General features: G+C 43.7%; 3 protein-coding genes. 2 read left to right on the forward strand and 1 reads right to left on the reverse strand.

Going from position 1 to position 20158, the window contains the following annotated elements; genetic code table 11:
* Nucleotides 1-176: 176 nt before the first annotated feature.
* Entirely contained in the window at nt 177-902 is a 726-nt protein-coding gene (locus tag JI65_RS08750; RefSeq protein WP_197971929.1) for a TMEM165/GDT1 family protein, read from the reverse strand.
* A gap of 641 nt (nt 903-1543) precedes the next feature.
* Between JI65_RS08750 and JI65_RS08755 the strand changes: the two genes are divergently transcribed.
* Together JI65_RS08755 and JI65_RS08760 are read left to right on the forward strand one after the other, a co-directional pair.
* Complete coding sequence (locus tag JI65_RS08755) at nt 1544-7768, forward strand: Ig-like domain-containing protein (protein WP_191015325.1); 6225 nt, start codon at nt 1544-1546, stop codon at nt 7766-7768.
* 496 nt (nt 7769-8264) lie between these two features.
* Nucleotides 8265-20015, forward strand: coding sequence for an Ig-like domain-containing protein (locus JI65_RS08760; protein WP_191015327.1), 11751 nt, complete (start codon nt 8265-8267; stop codon nt 20013-20015).
* The last annotated feature ends 143 nt before the right edge of the window (nt 20016-20158 follow it).

Consider the following 20158-nt stretch of genomic DNA (forward strand, 5'->3'; position numbering starts at 1 on the left):
AAGTTGCTCGCGGCGCGCGAGCGACAAAACTGCACCCACGAAACGCGGCCTCGCTTGCCGCCGCGTTTCGTGAACATCTGCAAGTGCCCCCACCAAAGCAACAGTTTTTCTTCGAAAAACTGTTGGGGAGCGGTAAAACCGATTTAAAAGATTTCAAGTTAACCTTACCGCTCCCGTTACCGCTCCCTTTTGTGCCTTCGCCAGAGGATAATGCAGATTCCAGCGAAGGCTATGACGATTGCGGCAAAAATCGGTAGGACTTTTGGGGTGGAAAGTAGCATTGTTTTTAGGGTCGCATCTTCTTGCACTTCGGCGGCAAAAATGTTGTAAAGTCCGACGGGCAGTGTCATAAAGCCAAAAATCGTGAAAAGGACGAAGGCGATAAGTTTTAAGAATCCGTCTGGCGCTTTACTTTTTAAGAAATAGCCCAGGAGAAGGCCTAGCATGTCGGCGGCGAAAAGTCCGATGGAACATGCGCACCAGACAATTATGGCTTTTTCAAATCCGTTGTCCATCGCAAAGTTTATGGCAGTGAGCTGGGTTTTGTCTCCGAGTTCAGCAACAAAAAACGTGCAGAAAATGGCAAGCGGGGCGAATCTGAATTTGCTGCTTTGTGCGTTTTCTTCTTCATCGTCTTCTGAAAGAAGAGTTGTTGCGGCAAAAAATAAAAAGGCCCCTGCGGCAAGGAATTTAATGAGCCAAAGAGGAATGAATTTGCTTACAACGCCGCCTGCGAGAACTGCGAGCGCGTTAAGGATTGCAATGGCAACGACCGTTCCAAGAATGATGTCTCTCAGTTTGTATTTTGACGTGAGCGCTAACAGCATTAGCTGGGTTTTGTCGCCCATTTCCATTATGAAGGTTGTAAAAAGAATTGTAAAAAAAAGAACCATGCTAGACATAATTTAATCACCTTTAATCAAATGTATTTATATAGAAGAAAAGTTTAATTTTTGGACGATTGCGTCTTATATAAAATTGAAAAATCTGTACTTTTCTGTATTTTACAAGAAAACTGATTATATTGCTTTGTACTTTGTTGTTAAAGGCTAAAAAAGATTAGTTTAAAATAACTGAATTATGCAATTTTCAGTTATTTTAAACTAAAATAGGGGAACCTCTAAATTTTTAGAAGTAACTTTGAAAATGCGATGTTTTAAGTCCTGCTATTTTAAGAACTTAAAACTTGCAGGCAACTCAAAAAACATCCAAATTTTAAGTTTTTCGAGATGCCCATATTGTAAAAAACAGATGAAAAGTCCACCGAGATTTTTCTAAAAGTCCGAATGCCGAGTTTTCTGCCGTGCTGAACTCCTAAGATTCTGCAGCAGTTGTTGTGTTGTGTGGGAAGTTCTAAACTGGGGGGGCGGAATGACGGGTTTTGTAAAAAGCCAAAATTATATCTAAAAAAATGTTAAAAAAACTATGAATTTTAAGAGGATTTAAGAAAACTACCGAAAATTAATGATAAGATAGTTAAATTATCCAAAATCTCTAAAAATCTCTTCGAGAAAACGATAAAAAAAAATGAATGGAGTCGAGTATGCGAAACTTGGTTAAGTTTGTTATGGTTCCACTTCTATTCCTTTCAGTTGTTTCTTCCGCTTTTGCGAAACGTGACATTACGGAGCGCGAAGTTGAGAACATGGACAGCTGGCAGGAAAATTTTGATATTAATCAAAAGAAGCCTGGAAAATATAACATTGTAATTACTGCTGAGGATAAAGGTGGCAACACCGCTATTGGAGGACCGTTCAATATTTACATCGATCCTGATTCTGACTATCCGATTGCAGGTATTACAAATCCTGTGGACGATATGCGCGTTCCAGGCAATCTGAACATTGTTGGTACGTGTGTTGATGATGATGGTGTCTCAAAAGTAATATTAATTCTTGATGGAGACCGCGAGAATCCTCAGACGGCTTCAGGACGGGAATTCTGGTCTTATTACCTTGATACGAACAAACTTGATGAGGGACCGCACACTATCGAAGTGTACGGAATTGATATAAACGGACTTTCTTCTGAGAGCAAGCCTAAAAAAATCGCAAAAGTAACTTGGAATCTTGACCGACGACAGCCTGTGACTCAGGTTACGAATTATGAGCCTGGTGAGTTGGTTTCTGGAAAAGTCAACTTGAAGGGAACTGTTTACGACGGAAACGGCATAAAGACTCTGGCATACTCGCTTGACGGCGGAGAAAATTATACCGAAACAAAAATCTCAAAAGAAAAGAATGGGGACAAATATCTTTTTGATCTTCCTGTTGATACAAGAAAATTCAATGACGGACCGTCTGTCGTTTGGTTCAAGGCCACTGACAAAATGGGTTCGCAGAGCGTTTATTCATTCTTGTACTTTATTGACAATACGCCTCCTGACGTAAAAATCGTTTCGCCGGTCGAGGGCGAGGTCTGCAACGGAAAATTCGGAATTGCGGGATACGCAAAAGATACGATTGGCCTAGAGACTTTGAGTTGGACTTTTGGCGAAACATCTGGTTCTTTTGAGCTGATTCCTGGAAATCCTTATTGGTTCACGGAAGTTGACACCCGAAATTCCACCGCAAAATCTTGCGACTTTGTTATTACTGCGACTGACACTGTTGGAAACGTCGTTACAAAAAAACTTACGATTCCGTTGAATCAGGAAAATGACAAACCTGTCGTTGCCATTGAGTATCCTGCTGCTGACGAGCTTGTTTGTGGGGACGCAGGTTCAATGTATATCCGCGGAATCGTGACTGATGACGATGGTCCGGCTTCGATTTCTTACAATCTTGACAATGACGAAGTTGCCGTTCTTGAAGCGCAGGGCGTTTTTTATGCTCGGCTTGCCGACGACAAGGATTTGGCTGCCGGTCCGCATACTGTAACGATTACGGCTACTGACATTCATGGCGTTGTGGGAAATCCTGTTACGGTGACTTTCGTTTCTAAGGGCAAAAAGCCGGAATTCAACGAGGGAACTCTCGAAAGCTCTGTTGGTTCTGTTCCTGCTTCTTACGGCGTGAACGTACATCCTGAATCAAATCCTGTTTTGAAGACTGTTGTTTCAAGTGCCTCAAACGTAGCTTCGGTTTCGTACAAAATTGAATGGGGACAGAGTGGCGTAAAAGATGGAAATGTTGAGCTTAAGGCTCCTCAAAAATCTGTTGACGTTTCTATTCCTCTTTCTGACGCACCGTGGGGACTTGTTCGAGTAACGGTTAAGGCTGTTGATATTTACGAGCGTGAGACTGAGCGAAAGTTCGTTCTTAACGTTGCCGATTTGACTCAGATTTCTGTAAAAGAGCCTGCCGTTGTTTTTGATGACAGCCGAATTGACTCTGACGGAAATATTACGAATGACAAGAATCATCCTGTTTCGGGATATTTTGTTGGCGGAAAAATCAAGTCTGCCACAATCGTTCCGGAAACTCCGTTCGCTTCTTTGGATTTCTCCGGAAATTTGATAACTCTCCGCGCGGGAAATGCAGAAGGACACTCCGCAAAAGTAAAAGTTCGCGTCGTTACTGAGCAGAACCTTTCTTACGAAAGCCGTGAGCTCCAGTTTCATTCTGACAGTCCGGCTCCTGTAGTCACTTTGGACACTGGCGACTATTTTGACATTGCTGTTGAAGGTGAAACTCCGGCTCCTGTGGCTGTTTCTTCGGAGGGCGAGGATGCTGCTCCGACTGAGGCAAAGCCTGTTTCTAGCGAGGAAAAGAAAATTCACATTGCCGGAAAAGTTTCTTCTACGGTTGACGTTCAGTCTGTTGGTTACAGAATTTTCTCTGCTAAAGTTATGACGCAGAATCTGAGTTATGTGACTGGAACTGAGCCTGTTCAGGCAACGCAGTGGGGCGATTTTGTTGAATTAAAACTTGTTCGCGGTGCGTTTGAATTTGATATTCCTGAAAATGAATTTGCGAACGGACTTTATGTAATCGAAATCATTGCTGACAATGGCAAGAAGGCTGCAAATTCTGTATTCGTTCGAAAAATGCCGGTTTTGACGGCTGTTGACGCTAAGGGCAAAACTTTGAGCGCAAAATCTCCTTCTGTGGTTTGGGCAGACGGCGTAGACGCTTATGCGCTTGGAATCTATCAGGGCGAGCTTGACAAAACTCACGAGCGATTTGCACGTGCCGACATGAAGAGCGGCGACAACGCGCTTTCGTTCTCGGTTGCAGATCCTGCAAATCCTGCAAAAATCAACGCTTCTTCAAAATACACTGCAAAAAAAGCTGGCGGTGCAAAGGTATTCATCTCAAAAATTGGCGAGTACGCTTATTCTAGCGGAATGAACGTAGTTCTTCCGTTCGGCGCGCAAAAAGTTGCTCCTGTAACGGCGACTGTGGCAATTGAGTCGGACTTCCCTGTTACTGACGTTTCTTACGTTATTAGCGGAGAAAAAGTTCCTGGCGGTGATGAAAAGCAGGAAGGAAAGGCGACTGTAGTTCCTGTGGGAGAAAAACTTTACGAGGCTCAGATTCCGCTCAACAATTTGCCTTCAAGAATCACTTCGATTAAGGTTACTGCAAAAGCTGGTTCTGCCGAGGCTTCTTACAGCGGTTTTGTTTCTGTTCTCCGAACCCGCGAGGCTGACTTAATCGACAACGCAAAGAAAGTTTACTGGATTCCGCAGGAAGATGTTGTTTTTGACAACACCCACGACACGTTCATCGTTGCTTCGGGCGCAAAATTCGCGGCTTACGCAAACGTGCTCGGTCCTGTAACTGCTTCTCTTGCACAGAACAATCCTGACTTGACGGTTAGCGTTGACGAAAATAACGGAAATTACGTTTATCTCGTTGCGAACAAAGACGGAACTTACAAAAATGTTTCGCTAAAAGTTCGCGACAGTCAGGGAATTGAATATACGACGACGGCTTTGAATCTTCTTGTTGATACGAATGCGCCTAAAGTTGAGATTCTTTCTCCAGAAAGCCAGCTTTGGGTTAAGAATGAAACTGACCTCGTTGTAAAAGCAACTGACGAAAACGGAATTGCAAAGGTTGAATATTCGCTCAACAAGGGCGAAAGCTGGACAGAAATTGCAGGAAAGTCAAATTCTGATGAATATTCTGCAAAACTTGCACTTTCTGAATTGCAGGACGGACTTGTTACTCTTAACGTTCGTGTAACCGACAATTCTGGAAAAATCAGCTTTAACCAGACTGCAATCCAAAAAGACACGACTCCTCCGGAGGTTCAGGTTATCGTTCCTGCCGCAGAGGATGTTATTAACGGTGAAAACACGATTGCATTCATCGTAAAGGATAACGGACTTCTTGCAAAAGCTGAGTACGTTCCTCCAAAAGCAGAAGCTCCGGCCCCGGCTCCGGCTGCTGGGCGTGGTAGAAACCGTGCTGCAGCTCCAGCCCCGGCTCCATCTCCAGCTCTGCCGCCAGTTGAGCTTACGCTTGCTCCGATGATTGTTACGAACATCGGAACCGCCGACAAGCAGATTGACGAGAAAATGTCGTTCAGATTTGCTGATGCAGTGGGCAACGTAACGGAAGTCACGAAGTTTGATTTTGTAATCGACAAACAGAGCGACCTTCCGATTGCGGAAGTTCACTTGCCGGCCGAGGACGCTGTTCTTACGCCGAACAATCCAGAACTTGAATTCTCAGGCGTTATTTTTGATGACGATGGATTCAAGAAAGATGAGAACGGCGTTGTTTACGCAGGTCCAAAAGTTTATTACAAATTTGATGATGGCGAATATCAGCTCAACAATCAGATTGGTTCAAGCTTCGCAATCAAAAAGAATATCTTTGAATTTACCGACAACGAGCACTCGATTACGGTTTATGCGGAAGATATTAACGGCGTAAAAGGTCCTGAGTTCGTTCGAAACTTCAAGATTTCTCTTGAAGAGCCAAAGACAAAGGACAATGTTACGGTAATCTCTCCAAAACAGGACGAGACCGTAAAGGACACAATCGTAGTCAACGGTGTTGCTACCGATAAAAACGGTATCCGTGCGATTTATGTTTCTGCCGACAACGGAAACACTTGGAACGAGGCAATCGGCGACTATGCTCACGAAAAGACTGAGTGCGCATGGACGTACGAGTTTGACACCCGCGTAATTGAGGACGGAACTCACGTTCTCTTCGTAAAGGTTGTTGACTGGTACGGAATCGAAGGTCTTTATTCAAGTTTGATAAACATTGATAACACAAAGCCTGTTTTGAATCTTACTTTGCCGCTCGATGATTCAACTTCTACCGGAAAGTTGTTCTTTGCGGGACAGACGACGGACAATATCGGTCTTAAAACGCTGTATATTACAATCCGAAGCCTTGAAGGCAAAGTTGTAAGTCAGAAACTTGCAAAGACGGACCTCGTGCCGGATTCAATCATCACGCAGGTAATTGATATTTCGTCCCTCGACGACGGATTCTACAACGTTGAGCTTACAGGTACGGACGCTGCCGAGAACATTACTCGCGTAAGCCGAAATATTTTCTTGAACAAGTCGGCTCCTGTCGCGAAGGTTGATTTGCTTTATCCGTTGAACGGTGAATTCGTTCAGGGTAACTTTAATATTTACGGTACTGCAAAGAGTGAGTCAAAAATCACTGCGCTCGATTTGTATGTTGACGGCGAAAAAGTGAGCGAGACTGAACTCAGCGAAAGCGGATACTTTAAGTTCAGAATCACGCCGGATGAAATGGTTGCCGGAAAGCACGACATTCAGGTTCAGGCTAGATTTGAAACTGCAAGCCCGATTTCTTCTAACAAGCAGTATCTTACATACAATCCTTACGGACCGTGGATTTCAATCGACAACTTTACTTACGGCGACTTTGCGTTCGACAGACCGTACATTCGGGGAACTTCTGGCTACAATATTGACCCGGCAGAAAAAGAGGCTGTTAAGGCAAAAGGTGCAAAGAAAGAGCTTGTTGACGCTTACGAGTCTAAGTACGTTACGAAGGTTGAGATTAGTTTTAACAACGGAAGAACGTTCCAGCAGATTTCTAAAAAGAAGAACTGGAAATTCCGTGTAGAGAATGAAGATATTGCCGAAGGCTACCACTTCCTTCTCGTGCGCGCAACGATGGCTAACGGCGAAGTTGCGGTAACACGCTGTATTGTTCAGGTTGATAGCACTAAGCCTACTATCAAGCTCATAAGCCCGGGTGCCGGAGGACGATACAACCAGACTCTTGAGTTCAGCGGTTTGACTTCTGACGACGTTGCGTTGAAGCGAGTTAACCTTGCCCTCCGAAAAGGCGACAAGGCAGCTTACGAGATTCCAGGATTCATTCAGGGATTGTACCTTGACGCAAGCTTCTGGGGCGCTTCGCTCTACAGTTTTGGTGCAGGTCTTTCGTTCTTTGATGACAACGTTAAGCTCCAGGCTCAGTTCGGTCAGTTCACCCAGAGCCAGCGAAACACGTTCTCAATGACAGACCAGCGATACGGTGGAAACATCTTCGGTATGAAGCTCCTTGCGAACGTTTACTACATGCCGTTCAGGTATTATTTTGGTCCTGACTGGGATTGGCTCAGCTTGAACGTGTCTGTTGGTGCAAACTTCAGCCACTTTAGCGAGTCTGGTTCTGGTTCTGACCAGATTTTGAGTGCGCTCCTCTGCCAGCTCGAATTCCCGCGCGTAACGCGAGACAAGAAGGCTAGCATGTTCAGAACGTTCTCAATGTACACGGAAGGCCAGTTCTGGTTCATTCCGTCGGACGTTGCAAGCGACAGCATCAAGACGCTCGTTCCTCAGATTTCTGTTGGATTAAGAGCATACGTCTTCTAGTAGGGCGAAGTTCGAGTTTTCTGCCATGCGAGGAATGCACAGTGCTGTCATGCTGAACTCGACCGCTTTCGTTTTCGCGGTCGCCTTGATTCAGCATCTACCTGTATTGTGCAGAGATTCCGAAACGAGTTCGGAATGACAGACTTTCAAGCGTGGAAATGATAAGTTTTGCAAGCGTGGAAATGACAAGTTTTGCAAGCGTGGAAATGACAAGTTTTCAAGCGGTCAAATGACCGAAAATCCCGCGGGGGCTTTCCTCTGCGGGTATTTTTTTTGCCTTTTTTTTATCTGAATTTTTTAAAATAAAATATTGTTAAATGTCTAAAATCTCTATTTTTTTATGTCGATTTAAGATTAGTTTTTGTTTCCGTATATAGTATAAAAAGATGTTTTATAACGCGGATTTTTAAAACTGTATATTCTTTAATAATAGCTTTGAAACAATCTTAAGCATAATGATTCGTAATTATAGATAAAAAAGTAGGAGATTTTTGTTATGAAAAGTGGAAGCTTGTGGGAGAAGGTTCTTGCGATTTTTGCAGGAGCATTTTCGCTTTTTGTTGCTACGTCTTGTGATGTAGGTCTTGGTGAATCGGTTGATACGTCGGCACCGACGCTTGAAATTGCGTATCCTCCGATTGCGGCAACGATACGAGATTCGTTCGTGCTGTACGGAAAATGGACCGACGATAAAGGCGTTTCAAAAGTGTCTGTTTCGGTAATCGATACGGCCACAAAGGCGACGAAAACCACAAAAACTGCCACTGTAAACGCAAATGGCACTTGGCAAGTTTCGTTGAACGAATTCAATTTCGAGACAGGAAAATACGAACTTTTGGACGGAACGTATCAGGTGAGCGTTACGGCTTACGACGAGGCAAACCACTCTTCTGGCGAAACTTCCCGCACATTCGACATAGACAACACTCCTCCTGTGTTCATTATTTCAAAACCGGGCGTTAAAAATGACGGAAAAAAGGATGCCTCAAAATACGGCTCTCTTTTTACGATTGACGGAACTATTGCCGACGACCACACGATTGCGCTCATGGACGTAAAAATCTACGATGCGGATTCAAACGAACTTCTTTCTAGCGAAACCTACGACGGCGAGGCTCTTGAAGCATTCCGCACCGAAGAAATTCCGACTGCGGGCGGAACGAGCGTAACAATCGCTCAGTACGGAAACGGAACCCGCTATTCTCAGCTCCATCCTGAAGACAGTGGAACTAAGACGTACTATGCAGAAATTACTCTTACGGACAGCGCAAAAATCTATCAGAATCCTACTGGAAGCGAGAGAAGTGCACTTGAAACTAAAAACGATTCTCTCGGAAATGCGACTTCAAAACTCTATCTTTACGACGACGTTTACACTGCTTTGATGAGTTCAAAAAAAGGACTCGGACTCTCTGCCGCTGACCTTAAAAACGTTTTGAACGGAACTGTTTCGAACGAAGAAGCCCTTGAAATCCTTGCTGCAAAAACGACGGACACTTCTGCCGATACGGACAGCAAACTCCTTTTCTCTTTGAACCCAGAGTCAAACCCGACGTACACGGTTTCTGGCTACACATTCGGATTTGGGGAAAACGCTGTAGTTCAGTCTGCTTCGAGCGGAAACACTGTAAACGTTACTGTAAACTCCGGCCTTGACGGCGTAAAAGTTGACCCTTCAACCGTAAAAGTCTGGATTAAAAAATATGACTCAAAACCTACGGACGAAGCTGTAATAAAAGAAGATATACAAAAGCTTGCAAGCAAAGTCTCAGAACTTGAGGCAAATGCCAAAAATGATGATGAAAAAACAATTTCTGATGAAAATAAAGCTCTCGTTGCCGAAGAACTTGGCTGGTCTTGCTTCTTTGACTATTACGAATACAACGGTGAATCTGTTGATGTTGAAGCAATTGCAGTCACTTTGCCGAGTGACATAAAAATCAACAAGTATTATATTCTTGCCGTAACTGGTTACGATGTTGATGATGTTCCCTTCTCTCATAACACAGTTTATGGATTTGCCGGAAACGAAACTGGTATTGCTCCTACAATCGAATTTAACTCTCCTGAAAACGGCACATTCGTAAGTGCCAACACTGTTGTTTTTGAAGGAACTGCAAAAGTCAACAGTGATTCTATGACTGTGGCGAAACTTACAGCAACTATTACCGCTGCAAGTGGCTCAAATTCAAATCTTGCTTCGCAGGAAATTACGGTTGCTTACATAAATAACGCATGGAAGTGTGAGCCTGAAAACATGAGCGAAGCGTTCACATATAAGCCAGAAACTGGCGTATGGAACTTTACGCCTTCTAAGATTCCAGACTTTATTTCTAACACTAAAGATGCTACAAAATATACTTTGAGCGTTTACGGACAGTCTTCTTCTGGACACGATGTTACAATGAGCACTATGGTTCAGCTCGACACGACGGACCCGGAAGTAAAAATCACGACGATTACCCCGACCATAAGCGGAAGCGACGTAAGCGATGTTGTTAAAAAATCCGACGGATATGCGGCAGACAACGTTTACATCAACGGAACAATCCGAATCATGGGTTCCATTGTCGAGCAGAATTTGAAGGCTGTCACATACGACATTCTTGCGACTAGTGATTTGAATACGGACATTGCAGAAAAAGATGCTGACGGAAAATATAAGAATTCGATTCTCAGCCATCTGGAAGCTGCAACAAGAGGACGTGATGTATATTACGACGGACATCTTGAAACTTCGAACTCAATTGACATTAAATTTATGACTGCGAATGTAACGCAGGGCATGCTAGCTGCACATGTTATTGAGAAAGACCAGCCGATAAAAATCCGTGTAATTCTCACTGCGGAAGATGAAGTTGGAAACAAGGGCGAGTATTCTTCAAATACATACAACAACGGAAAAGACTTCTTGATTTATCAGGAAACTGACCGCCCGCAGATTACGCTCGGAAATGCGTTTGAAGAGGTTGATGCTGAATCGAAAATCAACGTTGACAAGAACCTTTTCCTTACGACGAGCAACAAACTTTCCGTAACGTTCAGTGACGATGACGGAGTGAATAGCTACAAGATTACGGTAAAGGATTCTGCCGGAAACGAGATTGATGATTATTCGCAGACTGTTACGCCGAACAAAGCGTTTACATCGGGAAGCAAGACTCTGACTTTGCCGAGCAAGGTCGGAGTATACAAAGTTCAGGTTGAGGCGACCGACGAAAATTATATCAAGACTGATTTGAATGCATCGGGTGCATACGGCATTGCAACGTCAAAAGAATTCTTCGTTGCAATCGACAACGGTGCGCCGACTGTTACTGCGGACAGTGTTGCCGCATATCTTTCTCCAAGCGATAAGATTTCCGGCTCAATTTCACCGAGTGCGAAGGGCTTTGAAAACGGAACTGAAATTTCGGCAACATTCTTGGATTCAGAACTCAACGCGCTTTCTCCTCAGCCGGCAACGCTCACGGCAACCAAGAGCGGAACTTCATGGTTGTTCCCGCTTTCTTCAATGCCGAAAGACAAGAGCGGAAGCTATACATTGAGAATCACCGCCACGGACAAATACGGCCAGACGGGAAGCACGACCGTAAAATTCGGAATGGACCCGATTGCGCCGACAATCGACGGAACGAATTTCAAAAACCAGACCGTAAAACTCGACGAGTCGAATTTCGTCACGCTCACAGCAAATGCAAGTGACGACGCGGCCGGAAGTGGAATCGCATCGTTCGGCTATTGCCTTTCTGAAAGCAATACTGTTCCGACTTCTTACGATTCGGCTGAATGGAAGAGTCTCAACCAGACGAACGACGGTTGGAACGTGACGTTCGACATTTCTCAGACGAAGAACGATGACGGAACTCTCTACGCGTTCCTCGCGGCGAAGGACAACGCTGGAAATACGACGATATTCAACAAATTTGCAAAATTTACGATTGACAAGGCTGTACCGACTTCAACCGTTAAAATTACAACTGACGGAAAAGTCCTGAACCAGTCGAAGACGGAACTTTCCGGAAGCGAAGCTGAATTCGGAAAAATCTACTACTCAAGCAAGACATTCACTCTCGGCGGAGAAATCATCGAGACGAATCTTGATGTTTCGGAAGAAAACAAGCCGAAGCTCACCGTCAAAAAAGACGGCGGCAGTGAAACCGCGCTCAGCTTTACGACAGGCGGAACTTCTGCGGGTGCTTGGACATACAAGATGCCAGCTGATTCTGCCGATGGCTCATACGAATACACGCTTACCGTGAAGGACAATGTTGGAAGCGAATTCTCAAAATCCGTCACGGTCAATCTCGACACAAAAGCTCCGACAGTTGACTTTACAAGCCCTGCCGACGGCGAGAGTTTTGAAAGCGCACCGAGCGCAAAAATCGCGTACTCGGACGACGGAGTTGGAATCGACACGTCAAAAATAACATACACGATTACAGACGCGTCTGGAAACGCTATTGCAAGCTCTGCCTACAGCGTTCTGAACGGAGGCGCGACGGGGGCCGTCACATTCAATTCGGCTTTCGACACTGAAGGTTCGTTCAAAATTTCTGCGAGCGTGGAAGACTACTTTGGAAACAAGACTACGACCGAGCCGCGCTCATTCTACTTTGACAAGGCAAAACCGTCTGTTTCGGAAAGCAAAGTTGGCTCAAGCGGAATCACGACGAACAGCGGATTTACATTGGGCGGAACTGTTTCCGATACGAACGGACTCAAGAGCCTTGTGATTTCGGACGGAAATGACAAAACTTGGAGTGTTTCCGTTTCTGGAAAAGAATCTAGCTGGACGAAGGATTTTGTTGTCGGTGAATCAAACAAAGCAAAAGAAAACTATCTTGCAGACGGAAGCTACTCGTTTGCGATTGTGGCGACCGACGTCGCGGGAAAAACGACGCAGATTTCTCGCTCAATCAAGATAGACACTGTGGCTCCGACATTCGGAAACGACTCTCCGTCGGATTCGAACACGACGAACGTAATTCCTCACGTTGCAACTTCTTCGGTTGATGTTGGCGGAACAGCTTGGTACAAGACGAACGACCTCAAGATTGCCGGAACTGCAAGCGACGGCGACGGAACTGGAATTTCCGAAGTGTATTTTGAAACAAGTGATGACGGAAATTCGTGGGGCGGAAAGACAGACCTTGCGGGAACAAAATCATGGAGCGGAACGGTTTCTGGCGTTGAGTCAGGAAAAACGAGAATCCGCGTCACTGTCGTGGACAATGCGGGAAACTCACAGACAAGCACCGTTCTCGGACCGTTCAGCATCGACACGAAAGAGCCTGAGCTTACCGAAGGCAGCGTAAAAATCGGCTCTTCTTCTGAAAACGCTTCGGAATCGACTTCATATCTTTCTAACGGAAACTCGGACATCTTCGTTTCGTTCGAAGTGACTGACGAGACAGGCGGAAGCGGAATCGAATCCGTTTACGTCCTTCCGTATGAGAAAATCTCGGCTGCTACAAAAGTTGAGGCAAACAAGGCAACGCTGGAAGGCGGAAAAGCTTCGTTCACAATCGGAAAGGACAAAATCTCAAAATCGGGCACCGTTTACGCGCGCATTTTCGACAATGCCGGAAACTACACCGACTCGAACGTGTTCTCAATCACTTTCGACAATACTGCTCCGATAGTGACGCTCAACAATCCAAGCGACGCTTCGACTGACGAGGGAATTCAGATTAATGGAAAAATCAAGCTAAGCGGAACTGCGAACGACGAGAACATGCTTGCCGAAATCTGCAGAATTGAATACGCAGAAACGGACTCTGCGACTGATTCTGACTGGACGGACGCTGCATCAATAATGGATGCAATTTCCGGCACATATAATTTCTCTGCCGAAAATTTTGATACGATAAAACTTTCTGCTGATGTCGACAAAACATATTACTTGCGTGCCATTGCAAAAGATACTGCAGGAAACGAAGGTAAATCAGATTCTGTAAAAGTTGTCGTTTCTCAGAACTCAGACCGCCCAACAGTAAAAGTTACTAACATTACGAAGAGTGGTTCTGAATACTTCCTCAAGTACGGAACAAACGCGCAGATTGCTGGAAGTATTTCCGACGACGACTCAACTTCTTCTGCCGTCGTAACAGTGTTCAAGGCTTCCGGAAAGGAGATTGTTCTCGGTTCTGACGGAAAAATCGACGAATCAAAGATTGAAGGAGAAACTTCATTCTCTGAGACAAGTGGCGAATGGACTTTCACTCCTGAAAATAAGGACGACGGAGAAAAAGAGGTTTACTTCTATATAGAAGACTCTGATGGCGGAATTTTCTATACAAAAAATGATTCTTCCCTTAAACAGCCGTACTTCCAGTATAAGACGGACGCTGCAACAGATAGTGAATCGAAACTTACATATAAATCGGACTCAAAATCACCGAGGGTTTCAGGAACAACTGTTTCTGATTTTGGAGAAGCAGAGGACGGAACTACGGTTTCTACGACAGATATTACTTTAAGTTCAGCCTACGTAGCTGGAGGCTCAAAGAAAGGTGAGATAAGCTTTACGATTACTGCAAGCGACGCTTCGGGAATTGCGGGTCTTACAGCAGATCTTTATTACGAGGATGCTGAAGGCAATACTCACTACATTGCAAACAAGGCTACAGAATGGGATGAAAAAGAAGGCAAAAAATACATTGCCGGAGTTGAACTCGTTGAAAACGACTCTGTGACATATACGAAGGACAGCACAAGTTGGGCGCAGACAGAAAATGGAGTTGACACTTCATGGACATGGACTACAGACGAAATCAACATCTCTTCTGTTCCGACGGGAACTGTAACCCTTAACATTACTCCTTACGACAAGGCTGGACTTACAGGAAACCAGTCATTCACGTTCAATATTGATAACTCGGCACCAGCTATTGTTATACGAACTCCTGAATCTGGAAAAGAAGTTACTGGTTCTGTCGAAATTTCTGGAACTACAAGCGATACAGGTTCAGCAGGAATTGCAAACATTCACTGGATTGTTCCTACTAAAAACGAAGTTGATGCAGCTAAAAACAAAGCCGAAGCTTCAGAGCGACTCAGATATTTAAAAGGACTCAATTGGAACGGCGGAGCAGAATCGCTTGCAGCAGATACAGGACTTTCTGCATGGCAGTTCAATTTTGACGGAAGCTTTGATAAAACAACTTCAGACCCGTCAAAATACAGTTACAAAGCAGGAAATCCTCTATTTACTGAATTTGACACAGAAGATTTTGCTCAGAACCCGGATTATGCATCAAATTCGATTTACGAACTTCCTGTTTGGTTCAAGGTAACCGACGCATTAGGAAATATTCATGTAAAAACAGATTACGTAATCAAGCACAACCCCGACTGGGATAAGCCGAAGCTTGAATTTACATATCCTACAAATGAAAACTACAAGTCTGAAACAGAGCCTTTTGCAGTTCTCGGTGGCACAATCCGCGCCACAGGTTCTGCGGAGATTCCTTCTGGAACAACGACTGTAAAGGCTGTTTACTACCAGATTGCAGATTCAAATGGAAAATTTACTACTGCGGACAAAGAGAAGGCTTCTAAAGCAATTGCCGAAAAAGGTTACGGTTACACAATCGTAAGTGCGTATGACGTAATAAATGAAATTTCTGGAACATCATATACTTCTTCAACTACGTTCTCGGCAGATGAACTCAAAAAATTCGGCTTCGCTTCAAACGATGCTCTTGCGGCATGGTGGGGAATCAAGGCGACCGGAACTGCTTCTTGGAATATCAAGCTCAATTCAAATGGGGAGCTGAACCCTGAATCCGGAAAGACAACGGACATCACGCTCCGTGCCTGCGGCGTGAATGCCGAAGGCAAATTCGGTGCATGGACGACTGGCGACAATGTAATTGCAATTCATGTAGACAACACGGCTCCTGTAATCTCTTCTGCCGTAAATCAGTACGCAAAGGGAGAAAAAGCAATTTCTGGCGTTCCGACAGGTTCATACACTTCAAGCCAGACTTACGAAGATGACATGTACCTCCGCGGAAACTGGACTCTCGTTGCAACATTGCTCGATGAGACTTCTGTTACCGGCTATTCAGTTCTCAAGAACGGAACGGCACTCACAAAGGGAACCGACTACTTTGTTGAAGAAAATGTAGAGGATACTTCAATAAACAAAAACGGTGTCCGTCTCTATATTCCGATTCCAAAAGATGATGATTCTGTGGAAATTACGGTGAACGCAAATGATGGAGAGCATACTTCAACTCAAGTATTCAAATTCAAGATTGATGAGAAAGCTCCTACACTTGAACGCGATACCGAAGCTTCTTATGACATAACTAGCGAAACTCCAGAAGAAATTAAAGATTCGAACTATATCTTTACTTTAGGCGGAAAATCTACAGATACAGGCTCTGGAGTTGAACGAGTTGTAGTTTATTTCTCAAGAAACATAGACGGCACTGGAGTAACAAAATATGCTTCTGATGATACAAGCAAAACAAATCCGCTTAATGCAGTAATTTTTGACCCTATGCTCAGCACTGGCTCAAAGGTTCCGATGACTGGACTTACTGTGCGTAAATTTACGCAGGGTGCTGCTGAATATGAACTTTATACAAATAAATATTCAGGAACTGCAACAACAGATGAATTTACAACGACGGGAACTTATGATGCTCATGTTCGCGCTGGTGGGCTTGTGGAAATTGATGGCGTTCTCAGAAAGATTACAAAAGTTGATGGAAAGAAAGTTGAATTTACTCCATCTCTTACACAGGAAAAAACAACCTCATTTGATGCATACTTCCCGATTGCGCAGGTTATCGACAACAGCGCAAAAGAAGAGACAAAAAATAATAAAGATAATCCGTTTGTATTTGCAAAGGGTGATGACGGCGACCTTATGCCAGAAAGTTTCTCAAAGACTGGAAGTGTATGGACATGGGATGCTACAATTCATTCTACGAACATTCCGGACGGTCCTGTAAATATTGTAATTCTTGCTTTTGATAAAGCTGGAAACGTAACAGGCAAAACAATTCCAACAAAGATTACAAACAACGCACCACGCATTGCAAAAGTTTATTTTGGAACTGACTTGAGTGGTGACGGAAAATTTGTAAACACTGCTTCACTTCAAGAAATTGTTGAATACAACATTCTTGCGGCAGAAGGCAAGGAACAGTCTGAATACGAACTTGACTTTACTGCAAAGGATGAAAAGAACCGGGCAAAATATGCAAATGGAATCTTTACAATCAAGAATGGTCTTGCCGTGATTCCTGAATTTACAGGTGGCAACGGCAATATTGGAATGGTTCTTAATGATTCAGCAGAAAATGCAAATAGGACAACTGGAACTTCTGCTGCTGGTACATTGATTGCCTCTTCTGCAGCAGGTGTAAAAACTACAACAACAGATGAAGATACAGGAATCGTTGATGTTTCTGTAAGCTTTACCGGCGACAGTGTGAACGGAACATTTAAGGGAAGTGATCCGTCATACGGAATGCAGGCATTTGTGGTTGCAAAAGATAAACTTGGTTCAGATGCTACTTCAAAGGGAATGTCATTTACATTCTGGGACTCAACGGAAGAAACAGTCCAGGGAACAAGTTCTCAGTCTTCAGTTCTTTTCGTAAAGAATTTCAAACTTGCGCAGACTGACTCAACTGCTCCGACTGTTGTTGTAAATCCGTTCTATTGGAATAGCATCACGGATAACTCAATTTATGATTCAACGGCTGCTTCTAAGTTCACCGACCTTAAGGGACATATTGAACTTGAAAAAGACCTTGAGATTACAAAAGCTGACGGAACAACAGTTGATACGGCTTTGAAGACACAGCTTGGCGAAGATCCAAAAGTTTCTGGAAAGATTACAGTTAGCGGAACTGCATACGACAATACAAGACTTGCATCACTGACTGTTAAGTTTGGCTCATACAAAACTGCAGTCGCTGCAACTTATGATGCAACAACATCAAGCTGGAACGTTCCTGCAACAACATTAGCAGATGACGGATATATCTTTACAGTTTCTGATGTGCAGAAAGATTCTAAGGGAAATACAAAATATTACGGAAACTGGGAAGAAGACGTTTACTTTGGGCAGAAGGGACACAAGGTTTACTGGACACTTTCTCTTGATACAGAAAAGCTTCTTGGAACAACAGCCGTTGCAAAAGATGTTTCTCTCTCTGTTACAGCAAAAGATGCTGCCGGCAAGACAACAGCAACTACAGTAACAGCCGCAACAACAGATGCGGAAGGAAAACGTCTTGTAACAGATGGAACAACAAACGTTCCGACTTACCAGATGGATGTTGTGCCGTATGTTGTAAAGGTAACTACAGCTTTGAGCAAGAAAAAGAAGTCAAATCCATCCGTTGCAAACAGAACTGCTCTTGGACATTATCCGGTTCAGACTGTTGTAACAAATATGAGTAGTGCAATGAACAACTATTCTTCAGAAACTGTTACGCTTGAAGGATTTAACTTAAATCATGCTACTTTAAGTGTTACTGGAGGCACATCTGTTAGTTCAACAGCTTCAAGTGCATCTGAAATGAGTAAGATTATGTTTAATGTTGCTTCATTGGCTTCTGGCAAGATGACGGCAACGGTTAATTCTATACCTGTCATTAACAACCTTAACAACAATGACGCAAGTGGCGATGCCGAATCAGCCGGTACAAATAATATTAACTGGTATAACCGAAACGGAAACGGTGATAATAATAATACTCTTACTGATGATGTAATCTTTGATGTCTGGGAATTCAACGATAAGGCTGCTGTTCCATTCAGTGGTACTGTCGGTGGAACTAAAATGAAGATTAATCAGGTAAGCGGTCAGCCGAACTTTGCATTTACAAATGGAAACCTCTGGTGGAATATGGGTGGAAATGTAAATGTAAATGGTAAACCAAGCGGAGACTTCTCAAGCTATTACTGGAGCGGCGGATATGACTGTCTTGCTACAGTAACTGTTGGTTTCCATGTTGATGAAATGGGCTACACATACGGTTCTGGTGCCGGTGGTGACTCAAATACTTCTACTCCTCCAGCAATAGACTCTTACACTATGTGGGTTCAGCGCTGGGGACTTGGCTCACAGGATGCACGAAGTACCTATGGAACCGGTGGAGGACAAGTTACAAATGGTGCTGCTCTTGAAAAGGTAGGACAGACTGAAGTTGTGAATGGAGTAACAAAATACTCTATGAACAAACAACGTATTCAAAGCCCTGAATTTGCTTCTGCAAAAAATGGAAATAATACAAACTTGTATCATGCATATTATGACGCAATGAATGATGAAATCCGTTTTAAGGCTGGTACAATAAAAGGAACTAAAAACAGAAGTTCAGGACAGTTTGTTGATCAGTATTGTTCACAATATGGGGAGTCATCTCAGACATACAATATTGATAATGTTCAGGTTGTAGCAAGCAAATCTATTCCTGGACGTGGACCTGGAAAATATCTTGGAATTGCAGTTGCAAAAGATGGAACGACAGATGTAGTTGTGATGGTATGGTATGATGCATATGAAAATCAGTTGCTCTACAGTTATAAGGTGAATCCAATTGCTAACTTGAACAGTAAAGATGCTACAGCTGCAAACTGGTCAGCTCCAAAAACAATCTTTGATGAAGGCGGTGAATGGTGTCAGATTGCGGTTGATGCTAAAAATCACATTCATATTGCGGCATTTGCAGGTGACGGTGATTTGAAGTATGCATATCTAGATTCATATTCTACTGCTAAGGCTGATATTAAAACCTGTACAGTAGATGCAGACGGTACTGTAGGAGAACATTTGACTCTTGATGTTGCTCTTGATTCAGACGGAAACAGCATTCCGTATATTGGTTATTACAGTAGTACTCACAAAAAGCCTAAGTACGCATATGTTGTAGATACATCTGCTCCGGCTCCTGCAGGCGTAGACGAAGATGATATGTTTACAGGTGCCTGGGAGGTTACAGTTGTTCCTTGTTATTCAAACATGGTAGTTAATCAGGAAGAAAAGATTAATGTCGGTGTTTGGAAATATACAGCTGATAATGGAACCAGCAAAAAAGGTCAGATTAAAAACTCTGTAACAGGTAAAAGTGAATATTATTCTGCAACAGGAGATAATTTGTACAATGGAACTAACTGGAGTAAGACTTATGGTAACGGTACAGCAAATGGTATTCTTGCTTACCAGGTACAGGACGGCTCCGGTTCTTGTGTTGAAACCGCCCAGATGAGGTAAGCTCCTCCTTCATCCTGAGTGGCTTTCCTCCGCCCGCGCGCCGCATTCTGTGGCTGTGCGGGCGTTTTTTTTGTGCACCTTCAAACAGAACAAAACAACTGTCATGCATGGCAACCGAAAGCGACCTCTACACAAATCAGATA

The organism is Treponema zioleckii, from assembly GCF_014737315.1.
In the GTDB taxonomy this organism is placed as follows: Bacteria; Spirochaetota; Spirochaetia; order Treponematales; family Treponemataceae; genus Treponema_D; species Treponema_D zioleckii.